We start from the raw sequence: 24,541 nt of genomic DNA, 5'->3' as shown, positions 1-24,541 counted from the left end.
TTCTTTGAAAATTCCAAAAAACAACTTGCAGGCAAGTATTGTCCTGCCCAGTATCTTATTCATTGGGATCGTCATCATAAGCTGTATCTTCTTTCCCGACCGGACAGATACAATTTTAAGTATTGTAAAAGAATATATATTCAGTTCATTCAGCTGGGTATACATTCTTTGTGTCGCCTTCTTTTTCCTCTTCCTGGTCATCTTATGCCTGGGAAAACTCGGTGACATCCGCTTGGGAAACGAAGATGAAAAACCAGAATTTTCCTTTTTTTCCTGGCTGTGCATGCTGTTTTCAGCCGGTATGGGCATTGGCCTGATGTTCTTTGGTGTAGCCGAACCGATTTCCCACTTATCGGCCCCCTTGCACGGGTCGGCTTCATCACTGGTCCAAACGAAGGAAGCCATGCTGAACACCCTGTTCCATTGGGGAATCCATGCCTGGGCGATTTACGGTATCATCGGCCTGGCCCTGGCCTATTTCGGATTCCGCTATCAGCTTCCCGTAACCCTGCGTTCCGGTTTTTATCCCCTCCTGAAGCATAGACTGAACGGTTTCTGGGGCAACCTGATCGATATCGTCGCCCTCTGTGCGACGATTTTCGGTCTGACGACGACGCTGGGCTTCGGAGCCATGCAGCTCAACGCCGGCCTGAGTGCTGTCGGCATTTTTTCGACAGCCTCTTTTTCCCACATCGTCCTCTTGATTGTCATCACCGTCGGCCTGGCCATCTTGTCGGCCATTTCCGGCGTAAGTAAGGGGATCCGTTACATGAGCCAGGGAAATCTGATCCTGGCCATCGCCCTGCTCCTGTTCATCCTCTTCGCCGGCCCGACGGTATATCTCTTGTCGGCCTTCACAGAAAACGTAGGCTACTATCTGACACACATCATCGAACTGTCTTTCCGCACTTTCGCCTACGAAAGCACCAAAGAAGAATGGTTCACGAACTGGACCATCACCTATTGGGCCTGGTGGATTTCCTGGGCGCCCTTCGTCGGTCTCTTCATCGCTAAGATTTCCAAAGGCCGCACGATACGCGAATTTGTCGTCTGCGTCCTCCTGGTCCCTACCCTGTTCAATATCTTCTGGATGACCGTGTTCGGCAACGGGGCCATCTGGGTCGACGGCCAGACCGGTGGCATCCTGACCCAGGCCGCCGCGGAAACGGAAAAGCTCTTATTCCTGTTCCTGGACCAATTCCCCCTGGCCCTGGTCACCTCACTGATTGCCCTGCTGGTCATCGTCATTTTCTTTATCACTTCGGCTGACTCGGGGATTTTCGTCATCAACAGCATCGCCTCGCAAGGGAAGAATACGTTTCCCAAGTGGCAGACTGTCTTATGGGGAACCCTGCTTGCCCTGCTGTCCATCGCCCTGCTCTATTCCGGCGGCCTCCAAGCCCTGCAGACGATGACCGTCATCATCGCCCTGCCCTTTGCCGTCATCATGATCCTGATGGTGTTCTGCCTGCTCCGGGGCTTGACGATCGATAACGCCTATTTCAGCAGAAAATTGTCAGAAAGTACCGTCTACTGGGATGGCTCCCATTGGCAGGACCGGCTGAAAAAAATCGTATCCGTCGGGACCTTGGACGATTTCCAGCAGTTCCTCAAACAGACCGTCGACCCGGCTTTCCAGGAACTGCGCCAGGAATTTCTGCGGAATGGAATTTCCGTCCACATCCAGGGCAGTGATGATAGTCAGACGGCCTGCCGGGAATTGATTGTCGAAAGCGGGAGCCTCCGCAATTTCATTTATGGCATCCGCTACCGGGCCAATGACGTATCCGATACTGTCGTCGGCTCCCTGTCCTTCCCGACCATTACGGAAGAGGAAAATTATGAACCCATTTGTTATTTTGCCGACGGCCGACGCGGATACAGCATCAAATATATGCAGAAAGATGAATTGATCACCGACGTCCTCCGTCAATATGAACGATATGTCAAGATGCTGGCAGCCGGCAAACACGACTTATACCTGACAGATAAAGTACATCCCGGACAAGGAGGAAAATCATGAACCGCTGGAATAACTTAATCGATTTGAAAGGCGACTCGGCCCCGATGGAAGTCATCAATCAGCGCATCTTATCCGACGCCACCATCGAAGGCACGAACTTGATCGTCTTAGTCATGGCCATCATGATCGCCTGCATCGGCCTGAACTTGAACAGCGTCGCCGTCATCATCGGCGCCATGCTCATTTCCCCGCTGATGGGCGGTATCGTAGCGACGGGCTACGGAATGGCCGCATATGACGTCCCTTTTATCCGCAAATCCCTCATCAAATTATCCTTCCAGGTCGGCCTGGCCGTGCTGACAGCTTCGATTTATTTTCTCCTTTCGCCGTTTACCTCGCCGACAGATGAAATCCTGGCCCGGACTACCCCGACAATCTGGGATGTCCTCGTCGCCTTATGCGGCGGGATTGCCGGTGCGGTCGGGAACACGCGGAAAGAAAAGAGCAATGTCATCCCCGGCGTCGCCATCGCCACGGCACTGATGCCGCCCCTCTGTACGGCCGGCTATGGGCTGGCCTCCGGGAACCACACGTTTTTCCTGGGTGCCTTGTACCTGTTCTTCATCAATGCCTTTTTCATTGCCTTGTCTTCGTTCTTGGTATTTAAGATTCTGAAAGTCCCGCCTCACGGCAATGTCGCTGAAGCTCATTTTCGCAAACAGCGTCTCATTTTAGTTATCCTCGGCCTATTAATTACGATTCCAAGCATCTATATGGCTCATCTAACGGTAAAAGATGCGCTCCAGGAAGTCCAGGTCAAATCTTTTATAGAAACAAACATGAATTTTGAAAAAACTAGTGTCGTTTCTTACACACTAAAAGATAAGACCTTGACAATTGATCTTGTCGGGGCTGTCCTGACGGAAGAACAAATAGACCAGCTTAAATCGAACATAAATAACTATCCACGTCTTCAAGGCATATCTCTTTCTATTATCCAGGGAAACAGGAATCTGAACACTGAGGAAGTGCAGCGATTAATCAATTCACGTATAGAAAAACAAGGCAAAGCCGAAAAAGAAGCTTCGTACAAGATGCTGACCAGTAAATATTACCCAGCTTACGAACGTGCTGCAGCAGACCAGCAGGTCATCCAGATTCTAAACAGCCAGGCTCCTTTATTATTCCCGGAAATCCAGTCTGTCCGGGGTGGCACGCTAACAGCCTTGCATCGAGATAACGATACGAAAGACGGTACATTTGGCTACGACCGTTTCATGGCCGAAGTTACCGTCAGAACTCCCCTTAGTGCCGATGACGCGCTGCGTCTGCATGATTGGATCAAAGGTCAGGTAAACATGCCTGTCATTCTGAATGTCCAGACCAGCAATGCTCCCAGCGAATACTATGGCAACGGGATTCAATGGTAAAATCAAAACTGCTTTAAGCAGCTGAAAAGTATACCGACCCCCAATTGTTAGACCAAAACTCTAACGATTAGGGGGTCGTTTTGTTATTTATTTAATTTACTCTGACTTGATAGCAGATGAATCTATCTTTAACTTTTCTGTAATCGCTTGAAAAAACTCAGTACTTCAAAGAGCTATGTGTTTGCCAAAAAAGGAGCGACATCTCTTTTTGCAGCATCAAAATCCAGTTCGGCAAAACTTTTTTTACATATCTTTTGTATCTTGCTACAAATACCATAATGCAACCTGGCGACATTGTATGGATTGTTATTGCATTGGCACATTTCCCAGAGTATGGTATACTATTTTTTAGACAAAAGTCATGTTTGAAGATCCAGGATAAAATTCATATCCCATGAATCAAAAAAGGGAGGAACCTGTCATGGATGTCACTCATCACAAATTATCCTCGCAAGAACTCGCAAACTATCTCCAACGGATCCATCTGGTATCTCCACCGAAGGTAACCGATATAGACGGCTTGAAGGAACTCCAAATCCATCATCTTTTATCCATTCCTTATGAAAATCTGGACCCTATGAATGGCATTTCAACATCCATGGATTCAGAAGACCTCTATAAAAAAATGATTCTTCATCGACGGGGCGGATATTGCTTTGAACTGCAAGGGCTGTTTCTTCTACTGCTCACGACACTTGGCTATCACGTTGAACAGCGGGCAGGCCGTTTTATGGACGAGCCCGGTATTGTCCAGATGCGGCGTCACCGGGTCCTGATAGTTACCATAGACAGTATCCCCTGGCTCACTGATGTTGGCGTCAATAGTGAATCCCCCAGACAACCAATCCGCATCAAGACCGGAGAAATACAAAATGATGGTATTTCTTCCTATTGTATGGATGAAGACTCTTTCTACGGCCATGTACTCATGCAAAAAGAACTGGGGAAATCATGGAAACCGATCTATGGTTTTACCGATGAACCGCAGATCGATGACGATTTTATCATGCCCTCTTTCTATTGTGACCAACATCCCGATTCCCGGTTCAATAAATACATGAAAATCAGCCTGTTTACCCAGGATGCCGATTTGACTATCGTAAAAGATGAAATGAAAGTGTATCGAAATGGCAAAGTAGAAAAGCGTCTTCCCATTTCTGGAAAAGAAGAAGCTGCCCATCTCCTGTCTGACATTTTCCACATCTCAGTTCCCCATAATTATCGTCTTTTACCATAAATTTAAAGAATATGACCATAAAGCTATGATATTTTTGCATACAGCAAAAGGGCTTATGCACGATTCTCCGTGCAATAAGCCCTTTTACGTTGTTAGTAAGGTCAAATATCAAGTCTCGAACGTACTTCCTGATCCAGCACCTGCAGCAGGCCGATGTAGTCTTCTTTGATGTGGCGGTAGATGTCCTGTGCCGTTTCTTCATTATAGGTATGAAAAGAAAGGTTGCGTTTGACCTGCATGTCCAGCCATTTTTCCGCATCGCCGATGAGATGTTGTTTCCAGGCTTCGCGGATACTGCTGCGTGGGCTGGTCGCTTCGATGCCTTCATAGTCCAGGACGGCCTTCATCAGTTTCCAGGCCAGTTCAAAGGTAAATTCAAAACGCTGGATGGTTGCATCGAGATAGAGGTCGTCTTCGTCCAAAGTCTTGGTCAGGGCAATTTCCAGGCGGTTCAGGGCTTTGTGGTAGTCTTCCCACTTCAGCCGTAATTGTTCTTTCGTCATCATCCATTCTCCTTTGCCGTCGACAGCCCAGAGCAGTTTCCCTTCCCTGTCGATGGCATCTTTCAATTTCTGATTCGGCTGACGCCGGTAATCAATGAGATCAAAAGTAAAGGGCAGCTGGCTCTGGTCGAAATCGAGCTGCAGCGGCGTCACCAGATTTTCCGTACTGGCAATGGCCAAATCCACATCGGAAACAGGCTTATAATCGCCACGAGCCCGCGACCCGAAGAGTTTCACCCAATCGATCCGGTTGCCATAGCGGGACAAAATAGCAAAGATCTGCCGCCACTGTCTGACACTCAATCCGTACATAGTACTCCTCCTTTGGGACGGCTCCTGCTTAACCTCTCCGGCCCTGCGGGCCACCTCCCCTATGAAGGGAGGCTTGGGCGCCCCTATGATTGGCGGGCGGCCGGCGACCTGCGACCTGCGGGCCGCCTTTTAGGCGGCCCCTACGATTGGCACTTCGGGCAGTAGTGGGTGCCGCGGCCGTTCAGTTTGGTGTATTCGATGGTCGTGCCGCAGACGGTGCAGGGCGTGCCTTCGCGGCCGTAGACGCGGAGGTTTTCCTGGTTCTGCCCTTCTTTGCCGTTGCTGCTGATGAAGTTGCGGATTGTCGTGCCGCCGTGTTCCAGGCCTTCCTGGAGGACGGCGACGATGGCTTCATGAAGGCGGGCCGCTTCTTTTTGGGTCACTGTATCGCTGTGGCGCATGGGCCGGATGCCCGCCCGGAACAGGGCTTCGTCGACGTAGATGTTGCCCAAACCGGCCACTTTGGTCTGGTCCAGGAGGAGCATCTTCACCGGCCGGTGGCAGCCCTTGAGGAGGTCATAGAGCCGCTCCGTCGTGAAGTCCGGACTGATGGCGTCCGGTCCCAGGTTGTCGTAACCTTTGACGCCTGTCGCCCCCTCTGACGGCACGAGCCACAGGCAGCCCAGGGTGCGGATATCGCGGTAGAGGAGGCGCCCTTCGCTGAGCGTAAAAATAAGATGAATGGCCCGGCCAGCATACTGGCCGGGCTTTTCTTCATAGAGCAGGCTGCCTGTCATGCGCAGATGGACCAGAAAGGACCAGGGACCGCGGCAGCGGACAAAGAGGTACTTGCCGCGGCGTTCCACGCCTTCCAGGGTCTGGCCGGTCAAGGCGGCTGCAAAACGGTCTGCCGTCGTATTCTTGATGAGCCTGGGCAGGCCTATTTCAACGGCCGTAATGGCCTTTCCCCGGACACGCTCGTCGAGGAAGGCCCGTATCGTTTCTACTTCCGGTAATTCTGGCATGGTCTCACCTACTTCGCTTCTTCCCAGTTGACGCCGCTGTGGATGTCGACGACGAGGGGCACGGATAAATCGACAATGTGTTCCATTGTATCCTTGAGGAGCTGTTCCACTTCGTCCTTTTCCCCGGCCGGGACTTCCAGGACCAGTTCGTCATGGACCTGGACCAGGAGCTGGCTCTTCAGATGGCGTTTTTCCAATTCGTCCTGGACAGCGTTCATGGCCAGCTTGATGATATCGGCGGCGCTGCCCTGGATAGGCGTGTTCATGGCCGTCCGTTCGGCAAAGGACCGGCGCGTGAAGTTCTTGCTGTTGATTTCCGGCAACGCCCGGCGGCGGCCGAACATGGTGACGGCCATGCCCGATTCCTTGGCCGAGGCGATGAGGCCGTTCATGTAGTCGTGGACCGTGTTGTAGCGGGCAAAATACGAATCGATGTATTCCTTGGCTTTTTGGCGGGAAATGGAGATATTCCGGGCCAGGCCGAAGTCGCTGATGCCATAGATGATGCCGAAGTTGACGGCCTTGGCATGGGACCGTTCTTCCGGCGTGACCTCGTCCAGGGGGATGCCGAAGACTTCCGACGCCGTCCGGCGGTGGATGTCCTGGCCCTTCTTGAAGCCGTCGATCATAGTCGGGTCCTGGGACAAGTGAGCCAGGAGGCGCAATTCGATCTGCGAATAGTCGCCAGAGACGATGTAGTCATAGCCTTCGCCGGGCACGAAGAGGGAGCGTATCTTGCGGCCCTGTTCGGTCCGGATGGGGATATTCTGCAGATTCGGGTCGGAACTGCTCAGACGTCCCGTCGACGTGACCATCTGGTTGAAATGGGTATAGATGCGCCCCGTTTCCGGCACGATGAGCGGTTCCAGGCCATCGAGATAAGTGGAAATGAGTTTCTTCAAGGCCCGGAAGTGCAGAATCTTGTCGATCATGGGATGCTTGTCGCGCAGGGCGTCGAGGACGGAACTGTCCGTCGAATAGCCCGTCTTGGTCTTCTTGATGACCGGCAGCTGCAACTTCTCGAAGAGGATGACGCCGAGCTGTTTCGGCGAATTGATGTTGAAGGTCTCGCCGGCGTCGTCGTAAATGGCTTCTTCCAGGGCATCAGCCTGGCGGGACAATTCGCTCTTCATGGTCATGAGGCGGTCCGTATCGACAGTGAAGCCGTTCATTTCCATGACGGCCAGCGTATGGATGAGCGGTTCTTCGATGGTATCGTAGAGCTGTGTCAGGGATGCCTTATCCAATTCAGCTGCCGCTTTGGGCCAGACCTGGAGGGCAAAAGCGGCATCGCAGGCCAGCTTCTGTCCGTCGTCTTCTGTGCCTTCGTCCAGGCTGACGTCGAAGGTTTCGGAAATATACGTCAGGCCATAGGACGTCCGCGTCGGGTCGAGGAGATAGGCTGCCAGGATGATGTCCTTCAAGGGCAGGCGGCCCGGAGCGACGCGGGATACGACCTTGGTCAGGTCCTTGCCGTCATCGGTGACGACGGCTGCCGCTTCGGTCAGGACGGCGAGATAGGCGTCGTAATCGCTTTCGGGAACGACGAAGGCGCCATCATCGACGGCCATGGCCAGGGCCGTCACAGCCGGGATGGGCTGGCTGCCGTCATAGCGGGCGGCGACGGCGACGGTCTTCCCTTTCAGGCTGGCCGCGCCCGGTGCGTCCATGACCTGGACGGCCGCTGCCGGTGCCGCGGCGTCTGCCAGATGAGAGAAGCGGTCGAAGGCGGCAAAGCGTTCCAGAAGATTGCGGAAGCCCAGGCTGCGGAAGAGCTGGGCCACGTCTTCCTGGCGCGGCTGGGGCTGGAACATGTCCATGGTGTAATCGAGGGGCACGTCACAGCGGATAGTGGCCAGGTCCTTGGACAAGACGGCCTTGTCCTTGTTGTCGGCCAGTTTTTCCTGCTGCTTCTTGCCCTTCACTTCGTCCAGGTGTTCGTAGACGCCGTGGACGCTGCCGAACTGGCTGATGAGCTTGAGCGCCGTCTTTTCGCCGACGCCGGGGACGCCGGGGATATTATCGGCCGTATCGCCCATGAGGGCCTTCATGTCGATGACCTGGGCCGGCGTATAACCGTATTCGGCTTCCATGACGGCCGGCGTAACGGCCAGCATGTTGGTGATGCCCTTCTTGGTCAGATAGACCGTCACGTCGTCCGTGACCAGCTGCAGGGCGTCGCGGTCACCGGTGACGACAGCGACGGCATAGCCATCGGCTGCCGTGCGGCGGGCCAGGGTGCCGATGATGTCGTCCCCTTCGTAGCCTTCCTGTTCGAGGACGCAGATGCCCAGGCAGGCCAGGACTTCGCGGATCAGGGCGAACTGGGGCCGCAGGTCATCCGGTGTGGGCTTGCGCGTAGCCTTGTAGCCGTCGAACAAGTCGTTGCGGAAGGTGTGCTTGCTCTTGTCGAAGGCGACGGCAACGTACTGCGGGTCCAGTTCTCCGTACAATTTCAATAACATATTCAAAAAACCATAGACGGCATTCGTCGGGTGCCCCTGGGCATCGGTGAGATGCGGGATGGCATAAAATGCCCGATAGAGCAGACTGCTGCCGTCGATGATGACGATATTTTCTTTCATAGAACCTCCCTACGCCCACTCACCGATGCAACAGGGAGCTGACGATGCTGTAGATACAGTAGATGACGAAGATGCCCAAGAGATAGGGCATGGCCATGATGATAAAGCCCAGGGCGCCGATGATGACGGCGACGATGCAGAAGACGATGAAGCCCAGGGCCAGTTTGACACGCCACGAAAGGCCGGACGTGACGATGTGGATGCCATGATGCGCTTCCTGTTGCTGACGCAGCCGTTCTTCATAGAGGGACTTCTGGTCTTGGACCGTCCCATCTTCATCGATGGTCTGGCCGCGGAAACTATCCCGTTCGTGATCCGAAAGGATTTTTGGGTCTTCTGAATTCATAGATACTTCTCCTCCTGATTAGTAGTTACGGCTCTTCATGCGGCGTTCGATGTCGCGCTTGGCTTCTTTTTCGGCCAGGGCCTGCCGCTTGTCGTAGAGCTTCTTCCCTGTTACCAGGGCGACGGTCACTTTGACCTTCCCCTTCTTGAAATAGAGGTTGAGCGGGATGAGGGTATAGCCTTTTTCCTGGATCTTGCCCAGGAGCTTGATGATTTCATATTTATGGAGCAAGAGCTTGCGCGTCCGCAGGGGATCGTGGTTGAAGCGGTTGCCCTGATCATAGGGACTGATGTGCATGCCCAGGAGGAAGACTTCGCCGTTCTCGATGCGGCAGAAGCTGTCCTTCAGATTGACCTTGCCCTGGCGCAGGGACTTGACTTCCGTCCCCGTCAGGGCAATGCCGGCTTCATACGTTTCATGGATAAAATAATCGTGACGGGCCTTGCGGTTGTCCGAAATATATTTCACACCCTTTGTCGGTGACGTTGCCAAAACGAATTCCTCCTATTTCTTCTTCTTTTTGCCGCGGCGGCTCTTGCTGCCCTTGCCCTTGCACGCGGCTTTGCGGCCGGATTTCTTGTCCTTGCAGCCTTTCTTATCCTTCTTGTCTTTCTTGCCCTTCTTGCCGATGGCTCCGGCGAACCAGTTGTGCTTGGTGTCGGTGTCCTTCTTATCGCTGTGTTTCCGTTTATGGCGCCGTTCGGCACTGGCCGCCATGAGCTGCTGCACGTCTTCCAGCGATTCGTAGCGGCCCGGGACGAAGTCGATTTCGCATTTTTCCACATTGACCTGAGCCAGGGTGACTTCCATGGCATCGCCTAAGCGGTAGACCTTGCCGCCGTGCTGGCCGCGCAGGGTGTACGACGCTTCGTCGAATTCGTAGTCGTCGTCAGTGAGCAGGGAAATGTGGACCAGGCCTTCGATGCCGTTTTCCAGGCCCACGAAGAGGCCGAAAGACGTAATGCCCGTAATGTGCGCTTCAAAAGGCTGACCGATGAAGGGCAGCATGTACTGGCACTTCTTGAGGTCGTCTGTTTCCCGTTCGGCTTCGACGGCAATGCGTTCGCGCGAGCTGGCCTGGTCGGCGGCGATGGTATGGTACGACAGGGACTGCTGCGATTCTTCCTCGGTCAGCTTGCCCCGGCGCTGGTACTGGCGGATCAGACGGTGGACCATGAGGTCCGGGTAGCGGCGGATAGGCGACGTGAAATGAGTATAACATTCCGAAGCCAGGCCGAAGTGGCCGGCATTAGTCGTCGAATAGCGGGCCTGCTGCATAGAGCGCAGAGCGATGGTCTGGACGACGGCGGCTTCATCGGTGCCCTTGGTCATTTCCAGGAGCTTCTGGAAGTCTGCCGGCTTGACCGATTCCGTATCGGGCATGGGCAGGTTGAAACTCGACAGGACGGTGCGCATCATATCCAGCCGTTCCGGTTCGGGCAGTTCGTGGATACGGTAGACCGACGGGTTTTCGCTGTCCCGGAGATAGCAGGCTACGGTTTCATTGGCAATGAGCATGCTTTCTTCGACGATCTGTTCGGCAATGGTCCGTTCCCGTTTTTCCAGACGCAGCGGTACGCCGTCCGGATCAAGGATGACTTTGTATTCAGGGAAATCGAAGTCGATGGCCCCGCGGCGGAGGCGCATGTTCTTGAGGATCGTCGACAAGGCCCGCAGTTCGTGGAGCATGGGCATGAAGGGCTGCAAGTCGTCAGGCACGATGCCTTCCAGGAGGGCCTTGCGGATTTCGACGTAGTTGCAGCGCCGTTTGACGCGGATGACGGCCGGGCCGATGTCGGCCTTGAGGACCTTGCCTTCTTCGTCGATTTCCATGACGCAGGTCATGGAGTAACGGTCTTCATTGGCGTTGAGGCTGCAGATGCCGTTGGACAGGACCGTCGGCAGCATGGGGATGACCCGGTCGACAAGGTAGACGCTGGTGCCGCGGTTATATGCTTCCTGGTCGATGGCCGATCCCGGGCGGACGTAGTAGCTGACGTCGGCGATGTAGACGCCCAGTCGGAAATGGCCGTTGGGCAGGCGGACGACGTCGATGGCATCGTCCAGGTCCTTGGCATCTTCACTGTCGATGGTGATGAGCTGGCAGTCGCGGTAATCGCGGCGCCCTTCTTCCAAGGTGACCGTCGTGTCGATCTTGGCGGCTTCCTTCTTGACGTCGTCCGGGAAGTCGAAAGGCAGGCCGTGGCGGGCCATGATGACCTTGATATCCAGGTCCTTGTCGCCGTCATAGCCGAGGACTTCCGTCACTTCCCCTTCGGCTTTGCGCCCTTCTTCGGGCCACTTGGTGATCTTGACCAGGACGCGGGCACTGCTGCGGGCGCCGCCGGTCTTGTCGAGGGGCACGTAGACGTCTTCGCGGATGCGTTCGTCGTCCGGCGTGACGAAGGCGCTGTGTTTTTCCAGCTGGAACGTACCGACCAGGGTCTTGTTGACCCGTTCGACGATGGATACGATTTCCCCTTCCTGTTTATGACGGCCATCGCCGCTGTGCAGGATGCGGACCGTGACCTTATCGTTATTCATGGCCGTATGGCGGTTCTGTTCGGCAATGTATACGTCCTCCGTCAGGTCCTGGCTGAGGACGAACCCGAAGGTCGGCGTATAACCTTTATAAATACCGGTGATTTCCTGGGGCTGTTTGGCCGAGATATACCGGTCTCCTGCGATTCTCATGAGCTTTTCACTCCTCACTAATTCTTCAAATGTGTCAAATACGTCAGCCAGCCGGGCGCCGGTGATGCCGAGCTGTTCGGCACAGTCTTCGACCGTTGCGCCGCCGCTGTCTTCATTACATATACTTATTATATCATGAGCCAGCTGTAAATCCATAGTTCCCCTCCTCAAATCGCCGTTCTGCAAAGGATAAAAAAGGAGCCGCCGCATATGCGACAGCCCCTAAGAATTCATTAAAAAGTATGCATCAGTCTGCCTAACAGCAATGTACAAATGGCAAATGCTATCGACAGGACGATAGTCAGTTTGGAAAGCAGGGCATCCATGCCGCGGGCCCGGCTCCCGAACAAGTCTTCGGCACCGCCGCCGAAACCGGCGCCCATGCCCTGGGTCTTGCTCTTCTGTGCCACGACGACACCGATGATGAGCAGTGCCAAAATGACAACGATGATTTCTAATGCTGTGATCACGTTAATCCTCCTCACACAATGACGCTAACAGTACTATTGTACACTCATTTAGCTTTTCTATCAATAGGTTCTTTGGCTTTCTCATCGGGTTCCGTTTCTTTTTCGGCATTGCGCGTTTCCAGATAATGTTCCAGCTTGCGTTTGACCCGCTGCAGGGCATTGTCGATGGACTTGACGTGCCGGTGCAGCTGACGGGACATCTCGTTGTAGGATTTGCCGTCGAGATAGGCTGTCAGGACCTGCCATTCCAGATCGCTGAGGATCTCATTCATCTTCAGTTCGATATCATTGAATTCTTCGCGGCTGATGACCAGCTCTTCGGGATCGCTGACGCGGATGCCGGACAGGATGTCCTGCAGCGTCCGGTCCGATTCGTCTTCATAGACGGGCTTGTTGAGAGACACATACGAGTTAAGGGGTATGTGTTTCTGCCGCGTCGCCGTCTTGATGGCCGTGATGATCTGCCGGGTAATGCATAACTCGGCAAAGGCCCGGAACGACGACAGCTTGTCGCCGCGGAAATCCCGCGTCGCCTTGTAGAGGCCGATCATGCCTTCCTGGATGATGTCATCCCGGTCGGCGCCGACCAGGAAGTAGGCGCGGGCTTTGGATTTGACGAAGTTGCGATACTTGTTGACGATATAATCGGCCGCTTTGCCATCGTGCTCTTCCTGGGCGATGCGTACGATTTCTTCATCTGTCATGCCTGCAAAGCGGTCATGTTTTTCTTCTGCATTGGACGCTGCCTGCATAATCGTTACCTCGCTTATTTTAAATTATTCGCCTGCCTGCCGCTGCCGCACGACTTCATACATGAGCAGGGCCGCTGCGACGGAGGCGTTGAGGGAGTTGACGTGGCCGAACATGGGAATCTGGACCAGGACGTCGCACGTCTCCTTGACCAGGTGCGAGATGCCCCGGCCTTCACTGCCGATGACCAGGACGACCGGGTCCGTCAGGGAGCTGTGGAAATAGTCCGTCTCGCCGTCCATATCGGCGCCGATGACCCAGAAACCGCGCTTCTTGAGCTGCTTCAGGGTCTGGGCGATGTTGCCGATCTGCACGAGGGGCATGTATTCGACGGCGCCGGCCGACGTCTTGCCGACAGTCTCATTGATGAGCGCCGTCCGCCGCTTGGGCAGGAGGACGGCGTCGACGCCGGCACATTCCGCCGTGCGGATGATGGCCCCCATGTTGTGGACGTCTTCGATGCCGTCGAGGAGGACCAGGAACGGTACCTTCCCCTTTTCATCAGCAGCGATGAGAACGTCTGTCAAATCGGCGTATTCCACGGGCTTGGCAAAGGCGATGACGCCCTGGTGGCGGTTCCCCGGTGCCAGGTGGTTGAGGACCTTCAGGGGCACGTCTTCGACGAGGATTTCCTTCCGGCCTGCCAGGTCGCGGATGCGCTGCAGCGGCTGCGACTCATTGCCGGCAGCGACGTACAGCTTGGTGATGGACCGGCCGGCCTTCAGGGCTTCGGTGACGCTGTTGCGGCCGATGATGATATTTGCCTCACTCATTCCATTCCTCCATGTTTTTCGTTACAATAGGCTTTCGTTTCTTCATAGACCTGGGCCATGACGGCGTCCAGGCGTTCCGTCCGGCCAGCCATGACCAGGTAGCCCACCAGGGCTTCCAGGGCCGTGCTGTCGTGGTACTCGGCGACGGTGGCGCTCTTCGGCGCCAGGGTATAGGCATTGCGGGCCCGCTGGCAGACGGCCTTTTCGTCGTCCGTCAGGCCGTCGTGGATGCGGCGGTAGACATAGGCCTGGGCCTTGGCGGATACGAATTCTGCCGCCAGCGTGTGCAGGACCTGGACGTGGGGGATGCCCGTTTCCACCAGGCGCCGGCGCAGGGTCAGGGCGTAATAGGCGTCACCGACGAAGGCCAGGTTGATCGAGTCGAGATGGGCCGCATCCTGGTCGGGCACGTCCAGGCGCTTGCCGTCGGCAAAGGCCTGGTAGGCCCGTTTCTTCAGTGCTTGCAGTTGTTTGAATTTCACTTTTTCCAGCGCGCTCCCTGCGGCGAATCTTCGATAGTGATGCCAAGAGCGGCCAGTTTATCGCGGATGGCGTCGGCCAGGGCGTACTGTTTCTGGGCGCGGCATTCCTGACGGATGTCGAGGATGGCCTGCATGAGGTCGTCGTAGTCCTTGCTGCTGGCGTCTTCCTTCTTGCCGGTCCAGCGGTCTTCGAGGATGCCGAGGATATCCGTGAAGGTCTTGAAGACGCGCTTGACTTCCGACATGGCTGCCGAATCGACGGGGACGCCGTTGTTGACGACGGCATTCTTGAAGATGTTGACGTTCTTGGCCAAATCGAACATGGCCGCGCTGGCCAGGGCCGTATTGAAGTCGTCGCACATAGCATTTTCAAAGTCTTCTTCGTCCTTGTGGGCCGTTTCCAGGAGCTGCTGGGCTTCCGGCGATTTAGCACCGGCCGGCATAGCCAGGAGTTCCAGGACGTTGTCGATGGCCGTGCCCAGGCGTTCGAGGCTGCGCGTCATTTCTTCCAGCCGTTCGTCGCTGAAGTCCAAGGGGCTGCGGTAGTGGTTGGAAATGAGGAAGAAGCGCAGGGCATCGGGGCTGTAGTGTTCCAGGACGTCCTTGACCAGGAAGAAGTTATTCAGGGACTTGCTCATCTTTTCCGAGTTGATGGTGATGAAGCCGTTGTGGAGCCAGTATTTGACCATCGGTTTCTTGCCCGTAAAGGCTTCGGACTGGGCGATTTCGTTTTCATGGTGCGGGAAGATGAGGTCGCTGCCGCCGCCGTGGAAGTCGAAGGTATCGCCAAGGTACTTATTGCTCATAGCCGAGCATTCGATGTGCCAGCCCGGACGGCCTTTGCCCCAGGGGCTGTCCCACGACGGTTCGCCGGGCTTAGCACCTTTCCAGAGGGCGAAGTCCATGGGATTGTGCTTGCGGTCGTCGACTTCGATACGGGCGCCGGCCATCATGTCGTCGAGGCTGCGACCGCTCAATTCGCCGTAGTCGGCGAACTTTTCGACGCTGTAATAGACGTTGTGGTCGATGACGTAGGCATAGCCTTTGTCGATGAGGTTCTGGACCATGTTGATGATTTCATCCATGTGTTCCGATACGCGGGGATACTTGTCGGCCCGGCGGATGTGGAGCTTGTCCATGACGTCGAAGTACGATGCGATATAGCGGTTGGAAATGGTATCCCACGTGACGCCTTCGCCGTTGGCAGCGTTGATGATCTTATCGTCGACGTCGGTGAAGTTCTGGATGTGCGTGACTTCATAGCCCAAGTGTTCCAGATAGCGCTTGATGACGTCCCACGTGACGAAAGGACGGGCATTGCCCATGTGGGAATGGTTGTACGGCGTAATGCCGCAGACATACATCTTGACCTGGCCCGGCGTAACGGGCACGAAGATTTCTTTTTTACGGGTCAATGTATTATATACTTTCAGTTCTCTCATACGGTAACCTCCCTGAAATTTGAACAAAAAGGCCACCATCCCCTATGACAGAGACGGTGGCCCGTGGTTCCACTCTGTTTTTACGGCAGTGCCGTAATCTTTACTGCGCAGTAACGGGCGCCCCCGGACCGGATTACTCCTTTCACCCGGCCTGCTCACAAAGGCAGCATTGCAGTTTTATGACCTGGAAAGGCTCTCAGCCATGACCCTTCTTCTCTGTCGGATGCCACTGCAACTCATTTTGATCATCGCAGATTCTTATTTGATACATATTATTAGTTAATACGCATGTATATAGTACCCAATAATCGGGCTCATGTCAAGCCCTTTATGCCAACGTTTCGTCCAGACGGGCCAGGACTTTGTCGCGGCCCATGAGGGCGACGATGACGTTTAGGTCCGGGCCGTGCATGACGCCGGTGACGGCGACGCGGATAGGCATGTAGACGAACTTGCCCTTGACCTTGAGGCCCTTCTGGATTTTCTTGAACAGGGGCTGTACCGTGTCGGGCGTGACGTCGTCGAGGGCAGCCAGTTCATCCCGGAACATCTTGAGGACGGACGGAGCCGTTTCTTCTTTGAGGACTGCTGCGGTTTCTTCATTTTCCGGCGCATAGTCGTCGGTGAAGAAGACCTTGGCAGCGTCGACGATCTGAGCGCCGTACTGGACGTGTTCGCGCATGGCGGCGCAGATGGCTTTCAACCAGGCAGCTTCCTTTTCGTCCGGATTTTCGCTGGCATAACCTGCCTTCTGCAGGTGCGGCAGGCAGACGGCATAGAGCTGGTCTTCATCGAGCTGCTTCATGTAATGGAAGTTGATCCAGTTGAGCTTTTCGATGTCGAAGACGGCCGGGTTCTTGGCGACGCGGTCGAGGGTGAACTGTTCGATGAGTTCATCGCGGCTGAAGATTTCCTGATCGCCTTCCGGCGTCCAGCCGAGGAGGGCCAGGAAGTTGACCAGTGCGTCGGGCAGGTAGCCCATATCGCGGTACTGCTGGACCGATGTAGCGCCATGGCGCTTGCTCATCTTCTTCTTGTCGGCGCCGGAGGATGAGCGATACGTGAGCGAACTGCGGGGCTTCAAAGCCCAATGCCTTGTAGATGACCAGCTGGCGCGGCGTGTTGGACAAGTGTTCTTCCGCACGGATGACGTGGGTGATGTGCATGAGGGCATCGTCGAGGACGACGCAGTAGTTATAGACCGGGATGCCGTCGGATTTGACGATGACGAAGTCGCCGACGTTGTTGGAATCGAAGGATACGTGACCGCGGACGAGGTCGTCCAGTTCAATCGTTTCGTTCTTCGGCGTCTTGATGCGGATGACGTGGGGACGGCCTTCCTTGAGGTACTGTTCGACCGTTTCTTTGGGCAGGTCAGCGCATTTGCCGGAGTAGACCGGCGTTTCCCCTTTGGCCAGCTGAGCCTGTTTTTCCGCTTCCAGTTCTTCCGGCGTGCAGAAGCAGTAGTAGGCCTTGCCTTCGGCCAAGAGCTTTTCCGTATATTTCTGATAAATGCCCAGGCGTTCAGTCTGGCGGTACGGGCCATCGGGACCGCCGACGTCGATGCCTTCATCCCAGGTGATGCCCAGCCATTTCAGGGCTTCCTTGATGTTTTCTTCCGATTCCGACGTCGAACGCTTGCGGTCCGTATCTTCGATGCGGACGACGAACTTACCGTGGTTGTGCTTGGCAACGAGGTAGTTGAACAGTGCCGAACGGGCACCGCCGATGTGGAACGGGCCTGTCGGGCTCGGAGCAAAACGAACGCGTACTTCCTGTGACATAAAAAATTCCTCCTAAAGACTATATATATGTATTATTGATAGCTAAGGACCATGGCTGCCGCCTGGGCGGCCATGCCTTCTTCCCGGCCGACGAACCCCAGTTTCTCTGTCGTCGTCGCCTTGACGGAGACAGCAGTCTTGGGGATACGCAGGGCCTCGGCAATATTAGCGATCATCTGCGGCACATAGGGCTTGATTTTAGGCCGTTGTGCCAATAAGGTCACGTCGAGGTTGACGATGCGGCAGCATTTCTCCCGCAGCAGATGGCGGACCTTTTCCAAGAGGACCAGGCTGGAAATATCCTTGAAGGCCTGGTCCGTATCGGGAAAATACGTCCCGATATCGCGGAGCCCGGCGGCTCCCAGCAGGGCGTCCATGATGGCGTGGATGACGACGTCGGCATCGGAATGGCCATCGAGGCCCCGTTCAAAGGGAATCTCGACGCCGCCCAGGACCAGGCGCCGCCCTTCTTTCAGGCGGTGGACGTCATAGCCCGTACCGATGCGCTGGACTTCCCTCCCCTTCATGTACAGGGACAGGATGGGAATGTCGTCGCGCGTCGTCACCTTGCGGTTCTTCTCGCTCCCTTCGAGGATGACCACGGGTATACCCAGGGCTTCGACGAGGGATGCGTCATCTGTCGCCTGGATGTCCTCGGTCCGGGCGTGCTCATGGGCTTCCATGAGCAGGTCGCGGTGAAAGATCTGCGGCGTCTGGGCGGCGACCAGGCGGCTGCGGTTCAGCGTATGGAGCCGGCCGTCGTCGCCGCGGACCTTGACCGTATCCTTGAGAGGGATGCCGTAAATGGCAGCTCGGGCCGTTTCCATCATGGCCGCGCCCTGGTCATACCAGTCCGGGCCGGCAAAAGGCCGGGCGCCGTCGTGGACCATGACCACATCCACGTCGCGGCTGACGGCCATGAGGCCGTTGTAGACCGAATCTTCCCGTTCGGCGCCGCCCAGGGCGTAGCGTACGGGCTGGATAGGATGGAGGTCATCGACGAGGCGGCGGATTTCCTTCTCATCGACGCGGGAATGGACGATGACCACTTCACTGACCGACCGGGCCGCGAAAATGTGGCGCAGCGTATGGGTCAGGACAGGCTCGCCGCACAAGGGATAGAAGAGCTTGTTCCGCTCGTAGCTGAAGCGGCTCCCTGTGCCGGCCGCTACGACGATGACAGATACTTTCACACATTTCACCTACTCATTTGCAATCTTAACGAATATCATGCGCCCAGCCGACGTCTGCAGGACAGACGTCACCGTAACGGGCACAGTAGAACCGATGTATTTCTGGCCATCTTCGACGACGATCATCGTGCCGTCATCGAGATAGGCGACGCCCTGGTTCTCTTCCTTGCCGGCCTTGACGATGAGGACGTTCATGTGTTCCCCAGGGATGCGGGCCGGTTTCAGGGCATTGGCCAGGTCGTTGATGTTGAGGACGGCCACGCCCTGGAGGGCGGCGACTTTATTCAGGTTATAGTCGTTAGTGACGACTTTGGCATTGATCTTGCGGCCCAGGCGGACGAGCTTGGAATCGACGCCCTGGACGTCGTCGAAATCGTCGTTGATGATGCGGACTTCGACGTAATTATCTTCCTGCATCTGTTTCAGGATATCCAGGCCGCGGCGGCCCTTATTGCGCTTCAACAGGTCCGACGAATCAGCGATGAGCTGCAATTCTTCCAGGACGAAGACCGGCACCAGCAGCGGCCCTTCCAGGAAGCCGGTACTGCAAATCTCGGCGATGCGGCCGTCGATGATGGCACTCGTATCGAGGAGCTTGCCGGAAAATTCCATGTCCTTATGCTTGCTGCCGTGATCCTTGCCGGACTTGCCCAGGCGCAGATTGCCTGCCAGGGCGATGATTTCGCTCTTCTTGCGGATGGCGATGCTCATGCCGGCGTAGCCGAAGACGATGCTGAAGACGATAGGCCCGTAGGCCCCGATGATCGGCAGGCGTGCGAACGCTAGGCCAATTAAATTCGCAATGATAAGTCCAAAAAGCAACCCCAGCGTCCCGACGATGATGTCCTGGCTCTCGAAATCATTCAGGCCCGATTCGATGCGGTGAATCGCTGCCCAGATGAGGCGCAGCACGAACGGCGAAATCCCATAGCCCACCAGGCCCCGACGATGATGCCGACGATATAGGCTACGATGGTGATGATAGTCGTACCGAAAATACTGCCGTGGAAAAATTCCCCTTCGATTTCGGCACTGATGAAGGGCGTCGTAATCACCTGGTCGGCAATCATGACGAAGATGACGGCCATAATCAGGACGATGACACCTTTTATGATGTTATCGGCCACATTGCGGCCATTGAACTTCTTCGATTTCGGCCCATCATGATTCGATTCATATTTATCTTCCATAGAGTAAAAAAACACCTCCCCTTTGTATATACTTCTATAACTATACTAGTTTACCACATTTCCCGTCAATGTACCACAGGTGGCGTGTAAAGTTTTTGTGTAGGCCTGTTTATAACACCTTGCACTAGTAAATCATAAATTAGTAAGTTACGATTTACTAATTTACGATTTACTAAATAATGACTCACTCACACAGATACCGATAGAGCTTATCCTCAACAGGCTTGTCCAAAAGGAACTGGAAATTGACGATAGGCAGCTGCTGCCCTTTGCCATCGGCAATCGTCGTTTCGACAGGATCGCCTAATACCGTCAAATCTCCCATGTAATAGAAGTCGGAGCCTTCGGCATCGCTCTTTTTTACAAACAGCAGTTTCCGCGTGTGCTCATTGCAAATCGCCGGAATCTGCGACGACGTCAGGTGAATCCGAGCCCGCGTCATCCAGCTGAACTGCTGTGGCGAGACGAACTGGTCTTCGTACTTCGTATTGGCCGAAATGTCGTCACGTTTCTCATAGGTGACGAAAATAGGACACGTAGCCCCGACAATCTGATAGCCATTGAGCGTGCCTTCGCGATTCGTCTCATAATTGAGAATACGCGATACGTCTTTACGGGAATAGCGGCCGTAGCGGACAAAGCCTTTAATGATTTCCGGTTCGTCGTGGACGTAGAGGCTTTCAAAACGATAGGTCCCATAGTCGAGGATATCTTGAACATAGCACTGAAATTCTTTATTTTCTTTCAAATCGTTCCAATAAGGAGTCGCTGTATAAGCATGATTTTCAAAGGAAATGAGCGGCTGTCCGCCGTATTTTTTTCTGGCCGTTTTAGTAAAAAATTGCAAATCCAGCAGGCGGGCCACGCTTTCCATCGTTTCCGCAGACGGCAGGAAATGGTATGTTTCGTTCATTTCCTTAGCCAGGGCCGCCGTAGACCAGGAATCTTCTGTCAGCAAATGGCGCAAGACCAGCAATTCTTCTATCCGTTTGCCATTGGCCAGTTCCAGGCTCATCATCTTCAGCACAGCCCGATGCGATGCGTTCAGCGTCGAGTTATAAGGCTCCATGTATTGAACAAATTCAAAAAAAGACTCTTTCTTAGCGACGAACAGCGCCGGATCCTTGTCGCCAAAGCGGACAAAATCCATCATCATGGGCTGGCGGCCCAGGCGATAGGCCATATTACGATATGATTCTTTCAAATCCCGCAGGTCTGCCAAAGCACTTTTGGCATCAATAGCCGCGTAAATTCGTTCTTTGGCGATATCGTCAAAATGAACCGACGTCGGTCCCGGCAGAAAATTGACCTGCATGAGGCGGCGGACAAAATCCTTATCATACGTCCGGTCGCCAAACAGGGCGATGGGAAGTAAAAAGTTATTTTCATAGTTGCCAATGAAATCGAGCACTTCTAAATAGCGCTTATGCGGATATTTGCGAAGCCCCCGGCCTAACTGCTGCACAAAGACGATAGCCGACGTTGTCGGTCGCAGCATGATGACCTGATTGACCTGGGGAATGTCGACGCCTTCATTGAAAATATCACAAGTGAAAATGTAATCGAGATACTGCGGGTCTTCGGCAGCTTTCGCCTCTAAATGACGAATCGCTTCACTCCGTTCGCTTTCGCGCGACGCGCCCGTCAAGGCGATTGCCCGTTTCCCATGCTGGCGAAACGCTTCAGCCAAGGCCTGCGCTTCTTCTACATTGCGGCAAAAGACGAGGCCTTTGATGCGGTCGGCATCACTGCCATACAAATCGGCATAATATAATATATGTTTTATACGTTCTTCGCAAGTCAAGAGAGCAAAATCGCTTTTATCGTCCAACACGTTGCCATTGACGGTAATCTCGCTGATGCCGTGGTAGTGAAAAGGAACGAGCATATTTTCTTCCAAGGCGTCGTGCAAGCGGATTTCATAAGCAATATGATGATGGAACAAAGCATAAATATCGAAATCATCGGACCGTTCCGGTGTCGCCGTCATACCTAACAGAAATTTGGGCCGAAAATAGCCAATGACCTTTTGGTACGTCGCGGCTCCGCCATGATGCACTTCGTCGATGACAATATAGTCAAAAGCATCGGGCGCAAAGGTATGGAGTATTTCATCCTGGGCCAAGGTCTGAATGGTCGCAAAAATATAGGGCTTATCCATTTCTTTATCGTGCCCTGTCAGCAGCCCCGTATCGGCTGGATTAATGCCAATCCGGACGTAACTGTCCCGTGCACTTTTGACGATGAGCTCCCGATGGACGACAAAGAGAAACCGCCGGGGATGCGTTTTTAAGACATCAAAGGCCGACAAATAGGTTTTCCCCGTCCCAGTCGCTGAAATGAGCAGCCCCCGGTCCTGACCATCGTCGCGCAACTTTTGAATCCCCGCTAAAGCCGCTTTTTGCATGGCGTTCGGCTGGATTTTATGAAAAGGAACATACACGGACTGCCGTTTCGGTTTATTGTGCGTGTACACAGACTCATAAGCCTGAATCCACGCTTCATCGACGACTTCCGCCGTATCCCACAAGGCATCAAATTCTTCCTTGGTCTGCCTGATGAGCGAGCCGTTTTCTGCCGATGTAAAGAACACATTCCATTCCTGATTGTGCGTCAAGGCATTGGCCGTCATGTTACTGCTGCCAATGACCATGGTATAATTTTCCGGCCCTGCCTGGGAACGATGAAAGAGATAGCCTTTGGCGTGAAAAGCCCGTTCTTCCGTTACCATGCGCAATTCGACATTGGGAAACTTCAACAATTCCCGCAATGCACCGGGTTCCGTAAAGTTCAAATACTGAGAGGCTAAAATCTTCCCCGTCGCCGTCCGGTTCTGAATGAGCGCATCCTTCAGACAGGCAATCCCGCTTTTCGTCAAAAAGGCAACGGAAAACAAGAAGGAATCACAAACGTACAACTGTGACAAAATCGTATCGAGGACCTTGCGCTTTTTATCCCTATTGTTGGTCAGAATTTTCGGAACATACCGTTGGTCCGCTTCCACCGTATAATCAATGAAACCTTCGCGCAAACACTGCTCCAAAGCCCCATATTCCCCCATGGCTATCGCCTACTTTCCAGAAAGCTTTTTCATGATAGGCACATCTGCCGGTGCCCAGTCCAGCGTCGGCATGTCTTCAGGAGCCATCCATTTCGCATCGACGTGTTCTTTGCGGACAAAATCGGGCTTGTCCAAATGGCAGTAAAAGGCGTACATGGTCATGGAAAAATCAGGATAATCATGATGGACCGTCATGTACAAATCTGATTCTTTGACAGATACATGGACATCCATTTCTTCCCGCAGTTCCCGTTCAATGGCCGTATGCTTGGCTTCGCCCGGTTCAATCTTGCCACCGGGAAACTCGTATTTGAAACTGACATAGTCAAATTTTCCCTGGCCCCGTTCCATACAAAGAATTTTCCCATCATACTCCAAAATCGCGGCTACCACTTCTAAATGTTTCATCAAAATTCCCCTTTTCTGCATTGTTTTCTCTATTGTATCACATCCGAATCGCTCCGTATATTTTTACCGTTTCCACATAATTTTTCCCCTTCTTATATAGTGATTTTTCTGATAGTATGCGGCTTCCCTTCTATCCATCGAAAAAAATTTTATCGAATATCTCCAACACAGCTCTCCGTTTTGGCAACCAGCTTGCATCTCCCTACGGTCGATTCCTGCTGTGCCAAAAAGGGTCTTCGCAGGGGAGGCAAAGCCCCTACATGACTACGGCGACTTTCTTTTTTTGAACCTCTCCCGCTTATAGAATCGGGAGATTCTTGAGAAGGTTGCTGTTTAAGTTTCCTCCTGAAATCAGGATAGCCTTATTCTCAAAGGGCTGTCCAAAAGCCCTTTACACAGTCCCTCGAAATCGAAGTTCTGCTTACTTTTACGGAGTATATTGGCGGCTCCGTTGATATCGGCATTGGCCGTCCTTCCATCGGCAAAGCGGTACAAGCCGCGCCGGACTCGTTGTCCACTGAACCTTCCTGTATAGGGGGTATCCGGCTGGTATACGGGAATGTCGTCCAAATCCAGGCAGCTGGCCTGAGAGGTATAGGATTCTTCCTGTTCCAGATAGGTTATCCCATAGCGTTCACACAGCTGTTTCAAGGTACTACGCATATAGCTCAGGCTGATTTGAGTGAAATGCTGATTCGTCACTTTGCCCAGCTTTAGTCCTCGTTTGAAATCGCGATTATAGCCGCAGACAAGGATCCCTATCTGATGACGGATGCAAAAATCGAGGATATAGCGGGCTGTCTTGCGAAGGATGTCCTGCATCCGGAAATTGCGTTTCTTCGCTAACTGACAGAGCTGGTTCGTCGTCTTCTGGCCCTGCTTGGCGGCAATGCTTTGGAGTCTGGTTTTGCGTTTGTTCCAATACTGGTTGATAGATTTAAGTTTACGACCTC

Annotated in this window: 18 protein-coding genes and 2 pseudogenes; 3 read left to right on the top strand and 17 right to left on the bottom strand. The window is 54.0% G+C overall.

The features are described 5' to 3' along the window. The first annotated feature begins 4 nt into the window (after positions 1 to 4). From NM10_RS02775 to NM10_RS02765, 3 genes are all read left to right on the top strand, one after another. Positions 5 to 2,023: a BCCT family transporter gene (locus NM10_RS02775; protein WP_020310086.1), complete on the top strand. Its 2,019-nt coding sequence runs from the start codon at positions 5 to 7 to the stop codon at positions 2,021 to 2,023. Next, on the top strand, positions 2,020 to 3,393 hold the full coding sequence (locus tag NM10_RS02770; protein WP_020310085.1) for a DUF389 domain-containing protein: 1,374 nt from the start codon (positions 2,020 to 2,022) through the stop codon (positions 3,391 to 3,393). The genes NM10_RS02775 and NM10_RS02770 overlap by 4 nt, the downstream gene beginning before the upstream one ends. A gap of 421 nt (positions 3,394 to 3,814) precedes the next feature. Beyond that, positions 3,815 to 4,630: an arylamine N-acetyltransferase family protein gene (locus NM10_RS02765; protein ID WP_020310084.1), complete on the top strand. Its 816-nt coding sequence runs from the start codon at positions 3,815 to 3,817 to the stop codon at positions 4,628 to 4,630. A gap of 101 nt (positions 4,631 to 4,731) precedes the next feature. On the opposite strand, the gene NM10_RS02760 is transcribed toward NM10_RS02765, so the two are convergent. The 17 genes and pseudogenes from NM10_RS02760 to NM10_RS02675 all read right to left on the bottom strand — a co-directional run. Continuing rightward, positions 4,732 to 5,445, bottom strand: a complete 714-nt coding sequence (locus NM10_RS02760; RefSeq protein ID WP_020310083.1) for an HI0074 family nucleotidyltransferase substrate-binding subunit — start codon at positions 5,443 to 5,445, stop codon at positions 4,732 to 4,734. Positions 5,446 to 5,585: 140 nt separating this feature from the next. Next, positions 5,586 to 6,410, bottom strand: a complete 825-nt coding sequence (gene mutM, locus NM10_RS02755; RefSeq protein WP_020310082.1) for a bifunctional DNA-formamidopyrimidine glycosylase/DNA-(apurinic or apyrimidinic site) lyase — start codon at positions 6,408 to 6,410, stop codon at positions 5,586 to 5,588. 8 nt (positions 6,411 to 6,418) lie between these two features. Beyond that, positions 6,419 to 8,995: a DNA polymerase I gene (gene polA, locus NM10_RS02750; RefSeq protein WP_020310081.1), complete on the bottom strand. Its 2,577-nt coding sequence runs from the start codon at positions 8,993 to 8,995 to the stop codon at positions 6,419 to 6,421. A 19-nt stretch (positions 8,996 to 9,014) separates the two neighbouring features. Beyond that, positions 9,015 to 9,341, bottom strand: a complete 327-nt coding sequence (locus NM10_RS02745) for a hypothetical protein (protein ID WP_020310080.1) — start codon at positions 9,339 to 9,341, stop codon at positions 9,015 to 9,017. Between the two features lie 18 nt (positions 9,342 to 9,359). After that, a complete protein-coding gene (gene smpB / locus NM10_RS02740; RefSeq protein WP_014016334.1) occupies positions 9,360 to 9,833 on the bottom strand; it encodes an SsrA-binding protein SmpB in 474 nt (157 codons plus the stop codon). 12 nt (positions 9,834 to 9,845) lie between these two features. After that, complete coding sequence (gene rnr, locus NM10_RS02735; RefSeq protein WP_020310079.1) at positions 9,846 to 12,191, bottom strand: ribonuclease R; 2,346 nt, start codon at positions 12,189 to 12,191, stop codon at positions 9,846 to 9,848. A 77-nt stretch (positions 12,192 to 12,268) separates the two neighbouring features. Further along, positions 12,269 to 12,505 (bottom strand): preprotein translocase subunit SecG, encoded by a 237-nt coding sequence (secG, locus tag NM10_RS02730; protein WP_014016332.1) that lies wholly within the window; start codon positions 12,503 to 12,505, stop codon positions 12,269 to 12,271. A 44-nt stretch (positions 12,506 to 12,549) separates the two neighbouring features. Then, positions 12,550 to 13,257 carry an RNA polymerase sporulation sigma factor SigH gene (gene sigH, locus NM10_RS02725; protein ID WP_020310078.1) on the bottom strand — a complete coding sequence of 236 codons (708 nt, stop codon included), beginning with the start codon at positions 13,255 to 13,257 and terminating at the stop codon, positions 12,550 to 12,552. Positions 13,258 to 13,281: 24 nt separating this feature from the next. Continuing rightward, positions 13,282 to 14,028: a 23S rRNA (guanosine(2251)-2'-O)-methyltransferase RlmB gene (gene rlmB / locus NM10_RS02720; protein WP_020310077.1), complete on the bottom strand. Its 747-nt coding sequence runs from the start codon at positions 14,026 to 14,028 to the stop codon at positions 13,282 to 13,284. Next, entirely contained in the window at positions 14,025 to 14,510 is a 486-nt protein-coding gene (locus NM10_RS02715; RefSeq protein ID WP_020310076.1) for a Mini-ribonuclease 3, read from the bottom strand. The genes rlmB and NM10_RS02715 overlap by 4 nt, the downstream gene beginning before the upstream one ends. Continuing rightward, positions 14,507 to 15,952, bottom strand: a complete 1,446-nt coding sequence (gene cysS, locus NM10_RS02710; protein WP_020310075.1) for a cysteine--tRNA ligase — start codon at positions 15,950 to 15,952, stop codon at positions 14,507 to 14,509. Before cysS ends, NM10_RS02715 begins: the two co-directional genes overlap by 4 nt. Before the next feature lie 328 nt (positions 15,953 to 16,280). Next, positions 16,281 to 17,736, bottom strand: a pseudogene (gene gltX / locus NM10_RS02705) (glutamate--tRNA ligase). A 32-nt stretch (positions 17,737 to 17,768) separates the two neighbouring features. Further along, positions 17,769 to 18,929 (bottom strand): 2-C-methyl-D-erythritol 4-phosphate cytidylyltransferase, encoded by a 1,161-nt coding sequence (gene ispD, locus NM10_RS02700; RefSeq protein ID WP_020310074.1) that lies wholly within the window; start codon positions 18,927 to 18,929, stop codon positions 17,769 to 17,771. A 9-nt stretch (positions 18,930 to 18,938) separates the two neighbouring features. After that, a pseudogene (locus NM10_RS02695) lies at positions 18,939 to 20,119 on the bottom strand (PIN/TRAM domain-containing protein). 184 nt (positions 20,120 to 20,303) lie between these two features. Further along, positions 20,304 to 23,162 carry a DUF3427 domain-containing protein gene (locus tag NM10_RS02685; RefSeq protein WP_239639569.1) on the bottom strand — a complete coding sequence of 953 codons (2,859 nt, stop codon included), beginning with the start codon at positions 23,160 to 23,162 and terminating at the stop codon, positions 20,304 to 20,306. 27 nt (positions 23,163 to 23,189) lie between these two features. Beyond that, positions 23,190 to 23,588, bottom strand: a complete 399-nt coding sequence (locus NM10_RS02680; RefSeq protein WP_022497332.1) for a (deoxy)nucleoside triphosphate pyrophosphohydrolase — start codon at positions 23,586 to 23,588, stop codon at positions 23,190 to 23,192. Positions 23,589 to 23,939: 351 nt separating this feature from the next. Next, a partial coding sequence (locus tag NM10_RS02675) for a transposase (protein WP_020310069.1) occupies positions 23,940 to 24,541 on the bottom strand: 602 nt, incomplete at its 5' end.

It is taken from the genome of Megasphaera sp. NM10, from assembly GCF_000417505.1.
In the GTDB taxonomy this organism is placed as follows: domain Bacteria; phylum Bacillota; class Negativicutes; order Veillonellales; family Megasphaeraceae; genus Megasphaera; species Megasphaera intestinihominis.
The sequence above is the reverse complement of the archived record's forward strand: the minus strand, read 5'-3'. Positions and strand labels throughout refer to the sequence as shown.

Excerpts from the sequence above, each read along its gene's own strand:
- NM10_RS02745 (WP_020310080.1), bottom strand. The coding sequence starts at position 9,341 with ATGAATTCAGAAGACCCAAAAATCCTTTCGGATCACGAACGGGATAGT.
- cysS (WP_020310075.1), bottom strand. The coding sequence starts at position 15,952 with ATGAGAGAACTGAAAGTATATAATACATTGACCCGTAAAAAAGAAATC.
- NM10_RS02765 (WP_020310084.1), top strand. The coding sequence starts at position 3,815 with ATGGATGTCACTCATCACAAATTATCCTCGCAAGAACTCGCAAACTAT.
- NM10_RS02770 (WP_020310085.1), top strand. The coding sequence starts at position 2,020 with ATGAACCGCTGGAATAACTTAATCGATTTGAAAGGCGACTCGGCCCCG.
- rlmB (WP_020310077.1), bottom strand. The coding sequence starts at position 14,028 with ATGAGTGAGGCAAATATCATCATCGGCCGCAACAGCGTCACCGAAGCC.
- mutM (WP_020310082.1), bottom strand. The coding sequence starts at position 6,410 with ATGCCAGAATTACCGGAAGTAGAAACGATACGGGCCTTCCTCGACGAG.
- NM10_RS02680 (WP_022497332.1), bottom strand. The coding sequence starts at position 23,588 with ATGAAACATTTAGAAGTGGTAGCCGCGATTTTGGAGTATGATGGGAAA.
- polA (WP_020310081.1), bottom strand. The coding sequence starts at position 8,995 with ATGAAAGAAAATATCGTCATCATCGACGGCAGCAGTCTGCTCTATCGG.
- sigH (WP_020310078.1), bottom strand. The coding sequence starts at position 13,257 with ATGCAGGCAGCGTCCAATGCAGAAGAAAAACATGACCGCTTTGCAGGC.
- rnr (WP_020310079.1), bottom strand. The coding sequence starts at position 12,191 with ATGGATTTACAGCTGGCTCATGATATAATAAGTATATGTAATGAAGAC.
- NM10_RS02760 (WP_020310083.1), bottom strand. The coding sequence starts at position 5,445 with ATGTACGGATTGAGTGTCAGACAGTGGCGGCAGATCTTTGCTATTTTG.